Here is an 18,202-nt window from a genome sequence, read left to right as displayed (position 1 = left end):
AATCGTCCTTTTTTCATGTTCATTTATACGAAACGAATGGGTTTAAACTCAGGTTCAGGTACATGAGAATCACATTCATCCCCCTCTTCTTTATGCCCTTTATCAATATAACCCGAACGTTCTTTTTCATCTAAATTTTGATGTTCCCATGCAATGACCGCTTGCATACAAATTTCACGTTGCTCTTTCGTCAAAACAATACCATTTGGCCATTTACCAATTTCAACGGCAGTTTTCAAACGTGCTACGACATCTGCGTCAAGCATAGAAAGCATTTGTTCAATATTCATGATTAATCCTGCTGTTGCAATGAATCAAAATCTTGGTTCCAACCGAGTTTAGTACGACATGCCATATAGAAATCATAACCCGGTGGATGGATAAGCGTTAATTTAAAGGGATGTTTACGAATATGCAAACAATCGCCTACATTTAATGAAATACTGCTTTGCCCATCTGCACTGACCATCGGTAATACACGATTTTCGCGAATTTCAATTTTAATTTCGCTTTGTCCACCGACCACGATTGGACGAGAAGATAAAGTATGTGGATGCATAGGAACTAAGGCAATGGCATCCATACTCGGATGTAAAATCGGACCACCACCAGAGAGTGCATAAGCCGTTGAACCTGTTGGCGTTGAAACAATTAAACCATCACTGTGCTGACGATAGACATATTGACCATCTATTTTGAGGTCAAAATCAATCATGTGTACAGATTTACCCGAATGTAACACCACGTCATTGAGTGCGATTGCTTCATAAATGCTTTGATTCTGACTGCGAATTTCCATTTCCAATAAGAAACGGCGGTCGATCTGAAACTCACCTTTTAACACTTGATCTAATTTAAAGATTACTTCAGTCGGTTTAATATCGGTTAAAAAGCCCAAACGCCCCCGATTCACCCCCAATACAGGTGTACTGTATTTCACCAAAGCACGTGCAGCATGTAGCAGTGAACCATCTCCCCCCACCACGATGACCAAATCCACAACTTCACCCAACAGATGTCGACTAACTGTTTGTGTATTGGTATAAGGCACCAATTCTGCTGTTTCAGAATCAAAAACTGGATGTAAACCTAAGCCAAGCAAGTGATCATGGATCAAACACAAAGTGTCGACCACAGAAGATTTATCTGGGCGACCAATCAGACCAATATTTCTAAATGCTTTTGACGAGATATGTGTTGGGTTCATCAATTTCCTTTATATCAACCTGATAAAACTGCATCCAAATCATGCAACGCAGCTTAGTTTCAAAGCATTTCTTCGGATTGCACTATTATTCTAAACGATGCAATGAATTATACATATTAAATATCAAGGCTTAAACTTTTATTGCAATGCCCTATTTATTTTGTATTTTTAAGCAAGTGGTTCAAAGTATTTGAAAAAACAACCTCCCAAAAAACCAAAAAACATAATTAAAATTCAAAAACCTATAAAATGAAATATTGGTGTTCATATATTTTTCACTCATCGTTAAAAAATCAGCTTAAATGTGTTGTTTTACAATTTATTGTATGGTTTCAATGTGAAATTGCTTAATTTCACAGTTTAATTATTGCAAATTCCTAAAAAGCTTCGCATGATTGACAAAATTTCTCAGGTTTTTTGCATATTTTTATGAAGTCAGAACGTGGAATAGGCATCATTGCACTAATTTTCTGTGTGCTCATTATTGCTGGATTTTTAGCTTTTAGTATTTATTTGGTTCGATTAGACACAATTATTCGAGATAAATTTGAGGGAAATCGTTGGGATATTCCTGCGAAAGTTTTTGCACGCCCATTAGAACTTTATGCAAATGCTCCTGTGACAACCAATGATTTTGAACAAGAATTAAAACTACTTGGCTATAGCAAAAAAGACAGTTATGAAAAATCTGGCAGTTATGTTGTTCAAAATAATAGCTATTATGTGCATACCCGCGGTTTTGACTACGGCGATAGCGTAGACCCTGAGCAAATTTTACAAGTTTCATTTAATGAAGATACCGTTGCTGATATTAAAGCTACAAAACCTTCCAATACAGGTATTGCTCGTTTAGAGCCAATGTTGGTGGGTGGAATTTTCCCACAACATAATGAAGATCGCGTCCTCATTAAACTCAATAAAGTGCCAAAAACTTTAATTGAAGCCTTAGTGGCAACTGAAGACCGTAATTTTTATCACCATCATGGAATTTCATTCCGTGGTACAGCACGTGCCATCGTCAGTAATGTCACAGGTGGCAAACGTCAAGGTGGTTCAACACTGACACAACAGCTCGTTAAAAACTTTTACCTTTCACCTGAAAAAACTTTAAAACGTAAAGTAAATGAAGCATTTATGTCTTTATTGCTTGAGTTTCATTATAGCAAGGATGAAATTTTAGAAGCGTATTTAAATGAAGTAAATTTAGGGCAAAATGGCAACTACTCTATCAATGGTTATGGTTTAGCCTCACAATTTTATTTTGGTTTACCTTTACGTGAACTCAATATTGCACAACAAGCTTATTTAGTCGGCTTAGTTCAAGGACCAACGTTATACAATCCTTGGAAAAACCCTGAAGGTGCAAAAAAGCGTCGTGATATTGTTCTCAACAATATGTTGGTGATGGGTTATTTAACCCAAGAAGAATATGAGCGTGAAACTGCTCGCCCGCTCAATGTCGTCAAAAAACCAACAACAGGTCCTTCAAAATTTCCTGACTTTTTAGACATCGTACGTCGTCAGTTGAAAAAAGAATACCAAGAATCTGATCTAACCAATCAAGGCTTGCGTATTTTCACTACGCTTGATCCAATTGCACAGACTAAAGTCCAACATAGCTTCCGTGACACTGTAAGCCGTTTAGCAAATGCCAATCCATCCCGTTTAAAAAATTTACAAGGTGCTGTGCTCGTGACACAACCTGAAAATGGTGAACTGATTGCAGCAGTAGGCTCAACCCAAGATTTCACAGGTTTTAACCGTGCGATTGATGCAAAACGTCAAGTGGGATCTTTACTGAAACCGATCATTTATTTAAGTGCTTTAGAGTCAGGGCGTTATACATGGGCAAGTCAAATTGAAGACAGCCCAATCAGTATTCCTGTCGATGGCAATAAATCTTGGACACCAAAAAATTATAGTGGTGGTGGACATGGTTATGTACCGATGGTGCAAGCTCTTGCACATTCTTATAATTTATCTGCGGTACGTTTAGGGCAAGAATTTGGTCTATCTACATTTAAAAATCAACTGACCAAATTTGGTGTAGAGTCTAATATTCCAAATTATCCGTCTATTTTCCTAGGTGCAGTCGATATGTCACCGATGGAAGTCATGAGTATTTATGGCAACTTTGCAACAGGCGGTTTTAAATATCCAACCAAAGCCATTCGCTCAGTCGTAGATGCCGATGGTCGTTTGCTACAACGCTATAGTTTAAATGTGCAACAAACGATCGACCCATCCTCTGCTTATATTTTGAATTATGGTTTACAACAAGTGATGTCATCAGGCACAGGGCAATCTGCTTATGGCAGTCTATCATCTGAGCTAAAACTGGCGGGTAAATCAGGCACAACCAATGATACCCGCGACTCATGGTTTGCTGGGTATTCAGGTAACCATTTAGCCGTAGTATGGCTCGGACTTGACGATAACAAAGTGACAGGCTTAACAGGCTCATCAGGTGCTTTACCTGTATGGACCAATGTCATGAAACAATTGCGCCAAAAACCAGTCAATCTGCGTCAAACTGACAATGTTCAATGGCAATGGATTGACAGTGAAAGTGGTCAACTTTCCGCACAAGGTTGTGCCAATAGTTTTTATATTCCGCTCTTGCGTAACTCAGTACCTCGACAAGCTACAGCATGTGGTATGCCACATTATCAAGTAGAGCCGACTTACATTCCTGATACGCAAAATAACCCACCTGCCGAGAACTCTAACGATAGTATAGAAAATTACATTCGTGAAAGTGAAAGCAACATGGATCAAGATTTAAATAGTCAAGGTCATGTAATTTCAAGTGGTCGTTATGAAAATTAAGAGTGTTATTATGCAAATCGTTCCACCAAAGATGCGCCAAAAAACTCAGCAGAAAATCATACCAATCAAATACCTTGGTGCATTGGCGATTGTACTTGCGATCGCAGGTTGTCAATCTAATCCGATTCAAACAGGTTCAGGCAAGAAACCTGAACCTGTGCCACAAAACCCCAAAGCGAAAGTCGAAACACCTGACGGGGTTAAAATCATCCCTTATGATCGCCCTGAGATCAAACGTGAATCCATGCAAGTGATTGTACCCGAACAAAAAGCTCAATCACAAAAGTTTGATGATGGACACAGCATTCCTGCTTTTAATCAATTGATTAAAAAAACTGAGGCAGCATTTCGCCAAAGCAAATGGAATGAGGCAGAAAATTTTGCGCTGCAAGCACAGCGTTTAGCACCACAATCTGCTGAAACCTATTTATGGTTAGCATTAATCGCCAATCATAAAAATCAGGCAAAAAATGCCGAATCTTTGGCGAGACGTGGTTTAAGTTTTGCACAAAGTGATGCGATGCGTAAGCAATTATGGAATGCGATTTTAAAATCTGCACAACAGCAAAAAAATGCTAAAACCATTGCAGAAGCACAAGCAAAGATCAAAGCGCTTTAAGCCTTGATCTTTTCATTTGTCATCTTGCTATCAAAAGCTGTAAACATTGTGTTTAACGTTAAAATGCCCGAATTCCTGCAACACCATAAGCAAAATACTGCTGTGCGATCGCTAAATCTTCAGGCTTTAAACCACCTAAAGCAAACACAGGAACAGCGCAGTCTTTTGCCCATAGTGCAAATTTCTCCCAACCTAAAGCATTGTTTTCTGGGTGCGTTGCGGTATGCAAAACAGGACTGAGCAATATGGCCTCAAAACCTAAATGCTGTGCTTTTTGCAAAGACAATAAATCATGACAAGCAGCGATACAACGCACACCAATATTGAGATCATGTCGCTGTGCTTGCATCACTTGAGATTGTTTGAAATGTACTGTGAATATTTGAGTTTTAATCTGCTCAGGTAGCTTGCGCCAAAGATCGACATTCACCACTAAACGCGCTAATTTTGTTGGATCTAAGTGCATGAGAAATTGTAGGTCTTCAACATGCAATTCATCCACTCGCCAATACATTAAATACTCAGGATTTAGCGTTTCAATCTCTTGAATATGCGCTGAGATCTTAATGAAATGTTGCCAAAATAAACGTTCAACAATGGCTTGATTGGCTTTGGGAAAATTTAATTTTGTCAGTTGATCACGTGTGTACCATGTCCAAGGCGATTGAATATTTTCCAAATTTTCAGCATTTACTTGGCCATGAAATACATGTAAATTCACAATAATATCGTCATATTCGTGGCAAATCACATCAAAGATATGCCAGTCTTGAACTCCTATTCCGACTTCTTCAAACACCTCTCTACGACAGGCTTGCTCGGGTGTTTCGCCATGTTCAACTTTACCCCCAGGAAACTCATATTTGTTACCTTGATGTTGCGCTGCTGCTCTCCATCCAACGAGTACTTTAGTTTGATGAAATAATAAGGCGATCGCCACATTTACCACAGGTTTTGTCATCACTTTTTCATCACTTATTTTACAGAATGTAAGTAAATCGCTTTTTTTTGCAAATAACAACAATTATCGTTGACAGCCTTATTCGATAATGATTATCATTTAAAACATTAAATGACGTCCCACACGGAGTAGAACAATGAACGCACCTTTTAGCTTATTCACACGTAATAATGAATCGACCAATGCCTTACCGATGCTACATTCCAACAATTTATTCGCGCTTGGTCGTGAAATCCGTATTATGCATGCAGGTGAAGAATACCGCTTACGTTTAACACGTAATAACCGTCTTATTTTAACCAAATAAGTATAAAAATAATTTAATAAAATAAAAATTGTGGGAACAAGCAGTATGAATCAGCGCATACTGCTTTTTTAAACAATGCTGTATTGTAAACGTTCTAGGCATTTTCAGCGACAGAACCACTGTACTGTTTACTACCAAATCCATTGAAAAGACAAACATAATAATTACTACACAAACTAGAACCTAAAATCTTCCTTCCCACATAAATATGTGAGCAACAATCTGCTTTGCAAAGATTTTAAGCTAACTTTTAACGTAGCTTTTCATCAATATGCTTACAATTCACCACACTCTTTGAACTGATATATTGCTTACCTAACCAAACCAAATGTGGATCTCGTGCATGTGGATTAACATATTGATATTCCACCAAAACAGATGTTAAAAAATCCCACAGTTTGCGATGCTGCTGATATTCACTATTGGACATATTCACAGGTTTGACACGATTTACATATTCTGTAAATTTATTGGTCAGCATACAGTTGTCTAGACCTTGGCTTACATGCTGCACCAGCAAAGAGGTCATAATATGATCAGAATGATCTTGTTGATTAATATATAAATTATCTTCTGCAATATTAAAAGTAATCTCTTTTTTGCCTGCTTCAAGTTGCACAATATCGGACAGTGTTTGAATTAAATCTTGTTGAGTATACGTATTTTGTTGATCAATGCTTGAAATTGTTTTTATTTTTCCACGATACAATTTTTCCAAGCTTTGAAATTGGGTTGTGGGGAAACCATTTCCCGTCATATTCCCATCAGGTAATAAAAAATTATAAAATACAATATTTTCACCCAATTGCTTTCGCTGAAAAGTATGTTGATTAATTTTAATTTCAGTGCTGATAATCCTATTTTTATCATGATTCCAATGATTCACTGATTTCTCATGCGCCAATAAACGTGCTTCCCAATACGTTTTTTTCATCGCAGAATAGTGAGGTAAATGTATTGCTTCACCACCATCACCTGCGGTCGTCAAAATAAATACATTTTTATTTTGATGTTGCACATAAAACTGTGCATTTTTCGCCATAAATAATTGAATATCATCGGGATGTGCTGCCACAAAGAATTGCACGGTTTTATTTTGTGTTGGTGTCACTTGCGGTTCTATCGTGGGGGTATTGTCCTGTTCTGAAGAACCTCCTCCACACGCACTCAACAATGTTGACAAAAATAAAATCGAAGTTAAAAAAGTAATTTTAAAATTATTATTCATAATAGAAAAATGTTGTAAATTATGCGCACATTATACAAAAGATTTCAGCTTAATTTCATTTTATCCAAATATTAATGCAAAAGTTTTAAACCCATCTTTACAATAAAATTTGGTTTCTATTTTATGGAACCTGTTGAAAATATTCACTCAAATGAGTTAAATTTAACCCAATCTATTTTCAAGAATTTTTATTTATAAAAATAGTTTTTTAATTTTAGTTAGAATTGTGCACTTTAAAATTTAATTTTGGGCATTCATTGTCGGATTTTTAATATGTTAAATGTAAATAAAATCTTCGCCCTTACTTTCACTTTGGGTATAGCCCAACATACTCTGGCGGGGTACTCCGATGAAATCAGTTATTTTGAATTTCTTGAAAAACGAGATGTGCCTAAAGAAGTTACGACACTTATTCCAGTCAATGAAAAACTGTTGGATTTTAATTTTGGTCATTTAAATGATGACGTATTATGGGATCTTGCACTCATTACAGTGCCAAGCGATGAGTTTAATCTTGCTCAACAAGAAAATCGCTTACCCAAAAAAAGAACACTAAATCTATATTTAGGTGATGGTCAGTCATTTAAGCTAAAACTCCAACATCAATATGCCTTTAAAAATCTTGATGAAAAAGCAATTCTAAGTATTTGGCAAACTGGAATTCTAGATACTGAAAATCACTATATACATCCTAAAGTTCGTAAAATTTATGATCTTTTAGATCCAGATGCGCCATTTCAACAAGCCACTGGAGGTTTTACCCTAAGTCAAAGTTTTGAAAATTATTCATATTCCATCAAATTTATTTGGGATAAAAAGCTTCAAGACTGGATTTATGCAGGTGCATTAGGAACGACTCATTCGAATCCGCAACTTGATGCGACCTCGGAAGATGAAAGTTCAGTGACTGCAGCTACTGAAGTAGCATCTTATGAAACAAGTTCAAACTATGTATTGCTGCTAAAGGAAAATCCAGAAACCAAAGCCTTAAAAGATTTTTACTTTGATCATCCTGAATATGAAGATAGTTATTCCTTTGATCCTGACAACTATGGTCCACCTGAATAAAGCTTGAGCATAAATGAAAATTTTAAATATTCGAACATCTTGTATTTCAACACTATTATTGCTTTGCTCAGCAACGATCTACGCTGAACATTTGGTGTATATTCCCCAAGATATGCGACAAAGTATTGATGCAAATGACACTGCGATCCATCTCAAATATGGTCCATTCAGTCAAAAAGAAAAATATGATGCGCTGGTCATCACCATCAATGCCAAAGATAGAAAGAAATTTAAAAGTGATTATCAAAACTTATATACCCTTCCTAGAAGTATTTATATCTTCAGTTGGCGTGACCAAAAATGGCAATTGTTAGGTAAAAATGATGTGATTTTAAAACCAGTATCAGAACGCGAAAACTATTCTCCTAATATCGATCAAGTTGAATTTATACGGGATGATGACCCTCAAATTCCACCTTATCTATATATTATTCGCGAAGGTGAAAATAGGAAATGGGCAGATTCACAAGCCTCTTTTAACTTAAAATTCGATACTGAAAATCAAAAAGTTTATGTTACTGAAGAATCTTATTCTTATAAAAATCCTGAAAATGAATTCTTCCCATGTTCAATCACCCAAAAATATCCATTAGGTCAACAAGCTTTTAATACTTTTACCGATCATGAGGATGCACTTATTTCCGCACAACTCAAAACCAATACATGCGAGAATGTGATCATTGAGTAACACTTCAAGAGCATTCTGGAATGCTCTTTTTCATGTGTGATATAAGTCAAAAACTGATATTTAGTTTAGAGGCACAACCCTTAAAACTTCTTCCAAAGTAGTGATCCCCTCCAATACTTTACGTGCCCCTGCGATACGTAATGGATCAATCCCCTCCTGCTTAGCCTGAGCCCGTAACTCATCAAGTGTCGCATTGGCGGAAATTTTTTGCTTGGCTTCTAGACTAATCGGCATAAATTCATAAATTCCAACACGCCCTTGATAACCTGTATGACGACACTCCTCACAACCCACGGCTTTAAAAACAAAATCAGGCATGTGTAATGAATAACCAAATGTTAAATGTTTCCATTCTTGGTCATTAATAAAGGTTTCTTGTTTACAATGTGGACAAAGTTGACGTACTAAGCGCTGCGCCAAAACACCTAAAATCGTTGCTGCGGTTAAAAATGGTTGTACTCCCAAATCATGCAAACGAGTCAAACTTGAAGGTGCATCATTGGTATGCAAGGTTGACAACACCAAATGTCCCGTCAATGCGGCTTGAATTGCCATATTCGCAGTGTCTGAGTCGCGGATTTCCCCGACCATAATAATATCAGGGTCTTGGCGCATCAATGCACGAATACCATCTGCAAAACCCAGCTCAATCCCGTGATTTACCTGCATTTGGTTAAAACTCGGCTCTAACATTTCAATCGGGTCTTCAATAGTACAAACATTGACTTGCTCAGTAGCTAACTGCTTTAAAGAGGAATATAACGTGGTGGTTTTGCCTGAACCCGTTGGCCCTGTCACCAAAATAATCCCATGACTATGCTGAGTCATCGCTTGCCAAGCTTGTAGTAAATTTCCATCAAAACCAAGCTGCTTAAAGCTCCGCACCAACACTTCAGGATCGAAAATACGCATGACCAGCTTTTCACCAAAAGCGGTTGGAAGTGTTGCTAAACGTAGCTCAGTTTCTTGCCCTTTTGGTGTACGAGTTTTTAAACGTCCATCTTGCGGTTTACGCTTTTCTGCAACATTCATTCGCCCTAAAATTTTAATTCGGGAAATCACGGCGGTTAATGTATTGGCAGGCATATTATAAATAGTATGCAATACACCATCGATACGAAAACGAATTTTCCCATTGTCTTTGCGTGGTTCTAAATGAATATCGCTGGCCCGTTGTTCAAACGCAAATTGTAAAACCCAATCCACCAATTTCACAATGTGTTGATCATTTGCATCAGGATTTTGTGTATCGCCTAACTGCAATAATGCTTCTACGCCTTTATTTTCTTTTTGGTGTGCACCTGATTTTTGTGATGAAATGACAGCTCGACTGACTTGGTAATATTCCACCAAATAACGTTGCAATTGTTCAGGATTTAACAATACTCTTTGAATTTTTTTGGGTTTTAAACTGCTTTCAAGGTTTTGCATCCAATCAAGAATAAAAGGCTGATCTGTGCCAATCAACACTTGATCAGGCTGAATCTCAACAGCCAAAATACGATTACGTAAAGCAAATTCTTGCGACATCACCGCAGTCAAATTCGCCACATCTGCTTTTAATGGGTCAATGATGTAAAGCGGCAAATTGGTTTTATCTGCTAGCCATTGACACAGAGTACTCAGGGTTAGACGTTTTTGAGGTTCGTTTTGATCTGTTAAATTAAAATTGGCAATCCATTGTAATGGATGCCATTTCAGTTGATCACGTTGCCGATGTGTGGTTTGCACCAACAGTTTTTCACGCTCTGTAATCCGTTGATCTTTTAATAATTGTTCTAAACACCAAGTGGTATCAATTTCAAAGTTAAATTGCATTATTATTTCCCCAATCGTGTTATCACTATAACAAATAATGCTTTGTCATAAGCCTTATCACGCGATATTTTTCGAGCAGATGTTTAATTTTTATAAAATCTGACGCAACATCTGCCTTAGAAATATTTTAAATGCCTTTAACTTTGACTGATCGGCTTAAACCTATACCATGTCACTCCATAGTAGCGCGATTTTCTGCATTAACTGCGCTCGATACGGTGCTGTTGGATTACAAGGATTACGCTTTACTTCATTTTCATAAAATGCTTGCCACGCTTGCACCATGGCTAAAGTCACGCCTTTTTCCTTAAAACCTGCAATATCTGATTTTTGTACACGGTTCAAACGCTGTTTTACACCCTCTTCACTTGTCCCAACCGATTACACCTTGCTCAAATATCGGCAAATTCATATAGTTTGGCGCTTGCGGAATTGCATGATGTTGAATATTTTCATACACCGGACATTACCTTTGTACAGTATTTTTCACTTGCGCTTGTTCCGTTGAACAAGCACTCAACATATATGCATTGAGTAAAATAATTGGAAATAGTTTCATTTTCAAAATCTCGTGATTAAAAATTTAAACGAATATCAATCAAGAATTAGCGCCGCATTTCTAAGAAAAACCAACTCATTCTTCTCACTCAAAATTTATTGAGATCTGTGATATCAGGCTACTGTGACTACCATTTATAAGTAAATTTACATACAATCAAATGAGAAGCAGTAAGGGAAGCCAACAAAAAATGTCATTTAAAATTCATGTGATTGATGTCAAAAACCAACTCCAAAATTATATTTGGTTACTTGAACACACCATAAGCCATGATGTGGTGGCAATCGACCCAACTGAAGCACATTTGGTTCAATCCTACTGTTTAGAAAATCAATTAAATTTAAGTCAAATTTGGCTCACCCACTGGCATAAAGACCATGTTGGTGGTGTTCCTGCCTTGATTACTAAACAAAATCTCGCAGTGTATGGACCACGGGATGAATTAAGCCATTTGCCTTTTATCAACCATCCTTTACAACATGATGATCAATTTGAATTTCATGGTTTAAATATTGAAATTATTGCAGTGCCAGGACATACGCTAGGGCATATTGTATATTTTATAGATGAATTAGACAGTGTTTTCTGCGGAGATACATTATTTGCGATGGGATGTGGACGCATGTTTGAAGGTACAGCTGAGCAATTTTATCATTCCTTAAACCGCTTAGCAGCATTGCCACCACGCACACAAGTCTACTGCACACATGAATACACTTTGTCGAATGCAGAATTTGCCTTACATGTAGAACCTGATAATTTTGCACTACAACAACGTGCAGAAAAAGTTCGCCAATTACGTGAACGAGGTGAAATTACCCTGCCTAGTACAATTGAACTTGAACTAGAAACCAACCCTTTTCTACGTGTCGATAGCGTTGAAGAGTTTGCTAGAATTCGTGCGCTCAAAGATAACTTTTAAACGATCAATATCATGTAATTCAAATCAACATCTGTGCATTTACAAGGCATTCATTACTAACTGTATTGCTTTTACGCAGCGCAGTATGAAAATGACCGCAACGAGAACGACTTTGAAACAAACAGCAATCTGCTGCATACACACCATGATAGCGATGAAATAAACTTAAAATAATTTTGCTGGGAAAATATTGAGCAATACTGCTGAATTTATAAGCATCTTGATATATTTTCTTACAGATTCATAAAAAATTTCATCTTAAAAGAGATATATCAAATTATTTTTAAATTGGCTTAAGCATCTTGATGATATTTTAATAAAATTTATATTTTTTATAAACTTACTATCAAAAGAGCAACTCAATCAATAAAAAAATGATCCCAATATTCGAAAAATTAAGTTCCCCAATTGATCAAAAATTGCTATAAAAAAATTATTTCATCATTTCTCCCCTTTAAAAATTTGAAAGTCATCCCTATTAATTTTACAGACAGGAATTAAGGAGAGCCTTCCATGAAAAAGGTAGTGAAAGCAAAGAATCTAATCGCATTTCGTATTTGGTTAGAAAAGCTTGGATATTCAGTGAAAAATTTAGCAGATGGCAAAGGCTTTACCTTCAGCTTTAAAAAAGAATATGGCTTAGTGACCTGTGACCTTGCTGGCAATAACTTAGCATTCCAACTGGGTGAAGAATTTGAAGATCATTTAAAAGCTTAAAATTTTAAATATTTTCTTGCTTAAATCAATATCAAAGGCATCTGTTTTGGATGCCTAAAAATTTTTATATTTTTAAAAAGGCATAAAAAAAGCAAGACCGATAAATCTTGCTTTTTAAAATATGGTGGGGACGGAGAGACTCGAACTCTCACACCTTGCGGCGCTGGAACCTAAATCCAGTGCGTCTACCAATTTCGCCACGTCCCCGAATTTTTATCACTTTCGTGATTAAAATTAAATAAGTTGGCAGAGGATCAAGGACTCGAACCTTGACGAACGGTTTTGGAGACCGTCATGCTACCATTACACCAATCCTCTAGTGCAGATTACTAAGTTTTCGGACCACCTAATAATTGCTTGGTGGGGACGGAGAGACTCGAACTCTCACACCTTGCGGCGCTGGAACCTAAATCCAGTGCGTCTACCAATTTCGCCACGTCCCCGATGGCTGTGTATATTATAGAGATCATTTGGGTCTGACAAGCCCTTTTTTATAAAAAAACACTTGTTTGTTTAAATATAAAACAAAACCACCTTTCTTCGTCTTTTCTTTAGCCAATTTTGCTTAATAGTTGTTTTATTTGATAAATATTTGTACAACGTTGTGAAATTTGTTTACGTAACATCAGACTCAAAACTTCTTCAAAGGCTTGAAATTGAGGTGTAAGCTGTATTTTTAAGTTTTGACAATGCAAAAAAGCCCAATCTTGATAACTTCTTGCTTGCAATTTTTCTTGTTTCAACCATTCTAACCAAATAATCCCTAAAGCATACAGATCGGATTGGAACGATTTCGGCTTTGCATGGAATAACTCAGGTGCCATATAACGTGGTGTTGCAGTATTTGGCATATCTTTGACATCATCAAGATGAGCACTTTGTTCAAAATCAATTAAGCACAAACGTCCTGATTGTTGTCTAAAATGTTCAATTTTTAAATCACCATGAATAAAACCCAGTTCATGCAGATGTTCCAAGACCTCTAAACTTTGCCTTAAAATTTGAATTACCTGGAAAAGTTGCAGTTGTAATATATTCTCTGCAAAAAGTGCTGCTGCGTCTTGTAACTGTAAAGAATCACGCAATAAAAGTGGTGAAGAAGCACTAGAGTCTATCGTGCTGGTAATGGAAAAATCACATAAAAATGAATAATTAGGAGATTCCAAAGCATTTAAACGACTATACATCTTGAGTTCATGTAAAAAACCACGCTCATAGTCTGCATTCACATGGGCAAGCTGCTGCTTAATCCAGTACTTACCCGTTGTATTTTCTACACAATAAATTCTCCGCCCAAAACTTTGGCTTCGGGCAGAATTTATAGCGGTAGCCAATGGTTTGATGTTCATGCCTGCTCTTTCTGTCTAGCATTCACTTTATTTTTCAAACTAAAGTTTAAAACCTCTAAACAATGTTGAATGGTTTTACCTATACGTGCATGGGTTTCTATACTTGAAATTTTTGGCCAAGTTGCACGTTCACCCTCTCGCTGAAGCAATGCAAATAATTCAGGGCGTGGATTTTGTAACATGTACTGATAATGTTTCAGGCTATAATTTCCAATGATATTGACATCACCATAGTAGCGCTGATCAATAATACCGTAGCCATGTTCTAACAATCTGCGAACGGTTGGAATGCGCCCTACACGATCTCGGGTAAAGTCCATCACATCCATGGCAATAGTTTTACCGTGTTTGCGGACTATACGCTCAGGCCAACTCAGTAAATCTTTACGAAAGCGTTCAGTGTCTGTTTGCATAAATGGCACAATATGCGGATTGACCTGACTGGCAATGGTATAATTAATATTATATAAGCGCGACATTTTTTCTTGTGGAAAATCACTACGTACACTGCCATCCACCCAACGGGTACTGGCTAAATAGGGTGTATGGACCGAGTCATAACGCTTGCCTGTTAAACGTACAGGCGGGAATAAAATTGGAACTGCGCATGATGCCAAAACCGCACTCCACACCAATAAGTCAGGTGCAGTATATTTATTCATAATACGTGCATCTTCATGTGAAACATTATACGGCGCAACACTGATATTAATATCCAAGCCAGACTGTTGATAAGCCTCCTCAAAAGTCAAATCACCTAGATTTTCAACCAAAAATTTCTTTAAATAGTGAACATCAGCAAAACCACCATTACCCTTGATCAGCTCACGCAAGCTTCTAAAATGAAATGCCTCACTATAAAAGTGTTCACCTGACAAAATATCAAATATTTCACTTGGTTTTGAAATTCCCAACATCGCCGTCATGATCGCCCCAGCACTAGAACCTGACAGCACTTTGGGCAATAGATCTTGTTCAATCAGTGCTTTACATACACCCGTATGAAAAAGCCCCAGTGTTGCACCGCCCGAAAACATGATGGCAGGCTGCCCATAGACTTTTTCACAATTTTTAAAAAACTCAATTTTTTCCTGTACGCTCAAATCTTCACAAGCCACAGAAGCAATAAATGCCAAACTTTGACTGACTTCTTCGACATAATCTTCAATGAGTTTCTTCGTACCCACATAGGTTTCGGTAAATAATAAAGGATGAGCAATATTAGCAAGATCGTGACTTAAACCTTCACTTAATATGTAAATTAAGTCCGCAGTGCGCTTTTGATGGCGATAACGACGTAGAATATTTAATCTGTGGGCAATAATTTCAGAGTCAAAATAAGGTGAGCTATTGTCATATTTCCATTCTTGCGTACCACTTTCTTCATCCAATTTTAATGCTGTCGCCTTCCACTCTTCATAACTTTCAGCTTGTGCAAGTTGTCTTTTTAATTTTTTGATGCGATAGGCTTGATGTGGATTGAGATCATGTTTAAATTCTATGTTCATTTGTCGCATGGTCCTATAATTTAACTCTAAAAATAGAGTGTGTGTTCCATTCACTATGCTGAATATTCTTTACAGAAGCAATTACTCAAAACGACTATTTTTTGACTAAGATGTTCATTTCCACAGTATTTCGTTTGTCTTCGGTGTATGCTCATAGCATATCTTAACAAACTGTAAAATATTAGCGAACTGTTATGGCCACTCTTGATTTACCTGATCATTTAATCCAATCCTTATCTATCGTGCTTGAACAACTAAAAAACGTACTGCCTGAACCCAAGCAAGATCCTGATTTTTCTGCGCCTGCCTTTCGTTGGCAAGACAAGCAGCTCAAACCCATTTATCAACCTAAAGCGATTTTATTAGCAGACCTTAAAGGCATCGAACGTCAACGTGATAAAATTTTGCAAAATACTGAACAATTTTTAAATGGTTTACCTGCCAATGATATTTTGCTAACAGGTTCACGGGGTACAGGTAAATCTTCGATTGTGCGTGCATTATTGCCCCGATACCAAGCTCAAGGATTACGTTTGATTGAAATTGAACGTGATGACCTATCTGACCTTCCTGAAATCCAAAAAATGATCCAAGCACGTCCTGAAAAATTTATCGTGTATTGTGATGACTTGGCATTTAATGCTGAAGATGAAAACTATCGTAGTTTAAAGAGTGTTTTAGATGGCTCATTACAGTCAGGTTCAAACAATTTCATCATTTATGCCACCAGTAACCGCCGTCATTTACTGCCTGAATTTATGCATGAAAATACCCCTGTTATGCGTGCAGATGTGCCTCAACATAACGAATTGCATCCCCAAGAAGCCATTGAAGAAAAAATTTCACTGTCAGATCGCTTTGGGCTTTGGTTGTCTTTTTATCCGATGGATCAAAATCTTTACCTAGAAATCGTTGCGCATTATTTAGCCAAAGAAAATATGCCTTTTGATGATGAAACACGTGCCGAAGCCCTACGTTGGTGTCAAGCACGTGGGCAACGTTCTGGCCGTGCAGCCTATCAATTTTCAAAACATTGGATTGGCGCTCAACAATTAAAAGCCTTATGATATAAATATAACTAGAATGTAAATCAATAGACAATATGCTGGATCATATTGTCTATTTTTATGAAATCACCACACTATTTAAATAAAAATAATAAGTGCTAAAACTTCCTATAAGTGTGAGCCAAATCGGTAATTTACTTTTTAATAATGCAATGATTGTGATCACAAAGAGTAGATCTAACCATTGCACAATGTATTTCTCAGTCATTTGTACAATCAAACACAATAACAACCCGACGACAGCAGCATGAATCCCCTGAATTGCTTTATAAATTGTTTGTTGTTGCATGAACCAAGACCAATACGGCAAAGTAGCAAAAATCAATAAAAATGATGGGATATAAATCATGAGTGTCGCTAGACTTGCATTCACAACAACAGATGATGTAAATGGCAACAAAGCCCCCAAATAACTGGCAAAACTAAATAATGGACCTGGCATTAGCTGTACAATCGCATAACCCAAATCAAAACTTTCATTGGCGACTAAATCCGTTGCAACAAAATCTTGATGTAGCATCGGTAAAATAATATGCCCACCTCCAAAAACCAAAGAAGCAGAGCGATAAAAACCCTCAAAAGCTTGCAGAAACAATGATGGACTCAAATGATTTAAAATTGGAAATAATAAAAATGGCACAATGAATACAATCAACCACATATAAGCTTTGGTAGCTTTAAACGAAATGCTATTGTTTTCAACATCATGCTGTGGATCTTTTGCTTTTGCTAAAAATAATCCAACAATTGCAGCGAGTAAAATTACAATGATTTGATTTGCTGATACAGGCACAACATAAATAAAAATCATAGCAAATAGCATCAGCAAATATTGCCAAAAATACTGACAAAGACTACGTAACATTTGCCAAAATGCGAATATCACCACAGCCAACACAATCAATTGAATGACATGAAAAAAATGTTGATTTAGACTGGTAAAAAAATACTGTCCCAATACTGCGGCACAAGTCATCAAAATCGCCGAAGGCAAAGTAAATCCCAACCAAGCACAAAACGCACCGCTATAGCCATTTTTTAAATAACCAATGGCAATCCCTACTTGACTGCTGGTAGGTCCAGGAATAATTTGTGCCAAAGCAAGTACTTTAAAATATTCTTGTTCATCTAACCACGATGATCTCTTAATCAAAAAATTATGAAATAAAACAATATGTGCCGCTGGTCCACCAAAGGCAATACAACCTAGCTTTAGAAAAGTGATAAAAATATAAAAATTTGAAAATCTATTTTGAGTTAAAGCGATCATAAAAACATTCAAATAAAGCCAATAAACAATTAAAAAAAATTTAAGTATCGTATTGAGCGCAAAATACCTGATCTTTAGTTGCACA

Annotated in this window: 16 protein-coding genes, 3 tRNA genes and 1 pseudogene; 8 read left to right on the top strand and 12 right to left on the bottom strand. The window is 36.8% G+C overall.

The annotated features are described in order from the left end of the window. Nucleotides 1-23: 23 nt before the first annotated feature. Together HX129_RS01850 and HX129_RS01845 are read right to left on the bottom strand one after the other, a co-directional pair. Nucleotides 24-290, bottom strand: a complete 267-nt coding sequence (locus tag HX129_RS01850) for a YeaC family protein (protein WP_130072710.1) — start codon at nucleotides 288-290, stop codon at nucleotides 24-26. Nucleotides 291-292: 2 nt separating this feature from the next. Then, nucleotides 293-1,207: an NAD(+) kinase gene (locus HX129_RS01845; protein ID WP_130072712.1), complete on the bottom strand. Its 915-nt coding sequence runs from the start codon at nucleotides 1,205-1,207 to the stop codon at nucleotides 293-295. A gap of 429 nt (nucleotides 1,208-1,636) precedes the next feature. Here HX129_RS01845 and mrcB point away from each other — a divergent pair, with 429 nt between their 5' ends. Next, the gene (gene mrcB / locus HX129_RS01840) at nucleotides 1,637-4,036 is read left to right on the top strand and encodes a penicillin-binding protein 1B (protein WP_286433356.1); all 2,400 of its coding nucleotides are present in this window, start codon (nucleotides 1,637-1,639) and stop codon (nucleotides 4,034-4,036) included. A gap of 10 nt (nucleotides 4,037-4,046) precedes the next feature. Further along, nucleotides 4,047-4,655 carry a tetratricopeptide repeat protein gene (locus HX129_RS01835; protein ID WP_502872624.1) on the top strand — a complete coding sequence of 203 codons (609 nt, stop codon included), beginning with the start codon at nucleotides 4,047-4,049 and terminating at the stop codon, nucleotides 4,653-4,655. Nucleotides 4,656-4,713: 58 nt separating this feature from the next. Here the strand turns inward: HX129_RS01835 and HX129_RS01830 are convergent, their stop codons facing one another. After that, nucleotides 4,714-5,616 (bottom strand): NUDIX domain-containing protein, encoded by a 903-nt coding sequence (locus tag HX129_RS01830; protein WP_286433358.1) that lies wholly within the window; start codon nucleotides 5,614-5,616, stop codon nucleotides 4,714-4,716. Between the two features lie 136 nt (nucleotides 5,617-5,752). Between HX129_RS01830 and hemP the strand changes: the two genes are divergently transcribed. After that, nucleotides 5,753-5,923 (top strand): hemin uptake protein HemP, encoded by a 171-nt coding sequence (hemP, locus tag HX129_RS01825; protein ID WP_130072718.1) that lies wholly within the window; start codon nucleotides 5,753-5,755, stop codon nucleotides 5,921-5,923. Between the two features lie 250 nt (nucleotides 5,924-6,173). Here hemP and HX129_RS01820 read toward each other — a convergent pair whose 3' ends face one another. Next, on the bottom strand, nucleotides 6,174-7,151 hold the full coding sequence (locus HX129_RS01820) for a PIG-L family deacetylase (RefSeq protein WP_286433360.1): 978 nt from the start codon (nucleotides 7,149-7,151) through the stop codon (nucleotides 6,174-6,176). Between the two features lie 273 nt (nucleotides 7,152-7,424). Between HX129_RS01820 and HX129_RS01815 the strand changes: the two genes are divergently transcribed. Further along, nucleotides 7,425-8,219 (top strand): hypothetical protein, encoded by a 795-nt coding sequence (locus tag HX129_RS01815; protein WP_286433363.1) that lies wholly within the window; start codon nucleotides 7,425-7,427, stop codon nucleotides 8,217-8,219. A 13-nt stretch (nucleotides 8,220-8,232) separates the two neighbouring features. Further along, nucleotides 8,233-8,907, top strand: coding sequence for a hypothetical protein (locus HX129_RS01810; RefSeq protein ID WP_130072724.1), 675 nt, complete (start codon nucleotides 8,233-8,235; stop codon nucleotides 8,905-8,907). Nucleotides 8,908-8,967: 60 nt separating this feature from the next. Here HX129_RS01810 and tfpB read toward each other — a convergent pair whose 3' ends face one another. Together tfpB and HX129_RS01800 are read right to left on the bottom strand one after the other, a co-directional pair. Further along, the gene (tfpB, locus tag HX129_RS01805; RefSeq protein WP_174492942.1) at nucleotides 8,968-10,725 is read right to left on the bottom strand and encodes a type IV pilus assembly ATPase TfpB; all 1,758 of its coding nucleotides are present in this window, start codon (nucleotides 10,723-10,725) and stop codon (nucleotides 8,968-8,970) included. A gap of 162 nt (nucleotides 10,726-10,887) precedes the next feature. Next, a pseudogene (locus HX129_RS01800) lies at nucleotides 10,888-11,137 on the bottom strand (DUF4951 domain-containing protein). 337 nt (nucleotides 11,138-11,474) lie between these two features. Between HX129_RS01800 and gloB the strand changes: the two are divergent. Further along, entirely contained in the window at nucleotides 11,475-12,206 is a 732-nt protein-coding gene (gene gloB / locus HX129_RS01795; RefSeq protein ID WP_130072728.1) for a hydroxyacylglutathione hydrolase, read from the top strand. 513 nt (nucleotides 12,207-12,719) lie between these two features. Then, the gene (locus tag HX129_RS01790; RefSeq protein WP_065991968.1) at nucleotides 12,720-12,923 is read left to right on the top strand and encodes a hypothetical protein; all 204 of its coding nucleotides are present in this window, start codon (nucleotides 12,720-12,722) and stop codon (nucleotides 12,921-12,923) included. Nucleotides 12,924-13,045: 122 nt separating this feature from the next. On the opposite strand, the gene HX129_RS01785 is transcribed toward HX129_RS01790, so the two are convergent. From HX129_RS01785 to HX129_RS01765, 5 genes are all read right to left on the bottom strand, one after another. Then, nucleotides 13,046-13,130, bottom strand: a tRNA-Leu gene (locus HX129_RS01785). Nucleotides 13,131-13,167: 37 nt separating this feature from the next. Then, nucleotides 13,168-13,241: transfer RNA gene (locus HX129_RS01780), tRNA-Trp, on the bottom strand. Between the two features lie 40 nt (nucleotides 13,242-13,281). Beyond that, nucleotides 13,282-13,366 (bottom strand) — tRNA-Leu (locus HX129_RS01775). 108 nt (nucleotides 13,367-13,474) lie between these two features. After that, a complete protein-coding gene (locus HX129_RS01770; RefSeq protein WP_286433367.1) occupies nucleotides 13,475-14,272 on the bottom strand; it encodes a protein kinase domain-containing protein in 798 nt (265 codons plus the stop codon). Then, entirely contained in the window at nucleotides 14,269-15,780 is a 1,512-nt protein-coding gene (locus HX129_RS01765; protein ID WP_286433369.1) for a DUF3336 domain-containing protein, read from the bottom strand. Before HX129_RS01765 ends, HX129_RS01770 begins: the two co-directional genes overlap by 4 nt. A gap of 194 nt (nucleotides 15,781-15,974) precedes the next feature. On the opposite strand from HX129_RS01765, the gene HX129_RS01760 reads away from it, so the two are divergent. Further along, on the top strand, nucleotides 15,975-16,847 hold the full coding sequence (locus HX129_RS01760) for an ATP-binding protein (protein WP_130072731.1): 873 nt from the start codon (nucleotides 15,975-15,977) through the stop codon (nucleotides 16,845-16,847). Nucleotides 16,848-16,905: 58 nt separating this feature from the next. Here HX129_RS01760 and chrA read toward each other — a convergent pair whose 3' ends face one another. Continuing rightward, a complete protein-coding gene (chrA, locus tag HX129_RS01755) occupies nucleotides 16,906-18,117 on the bottom strand; it encodes a chromate efflux transporter (protein ID WP_286435959.1) in 1,212 nt (403 codons plus the stop codon). Between the last annotated feature and the right edge of the window lie 85 nt (nucleotides 18,118-18,202).

The sequence above is a fragment of the Acinetobacter sp. 251-1 genome (assembly GCF_030329305.1).
Taxonomy (GTDB): Bacteria; Pseudomonadota; Gammaproteobacteria; order Pseudomonadales; family Moraxellaceae; genus Acinetobacter; species Acinetobacter piscicola_A.
This window is presented reverse-complemented; position numbering and strand designations above follow the sequence as displayed.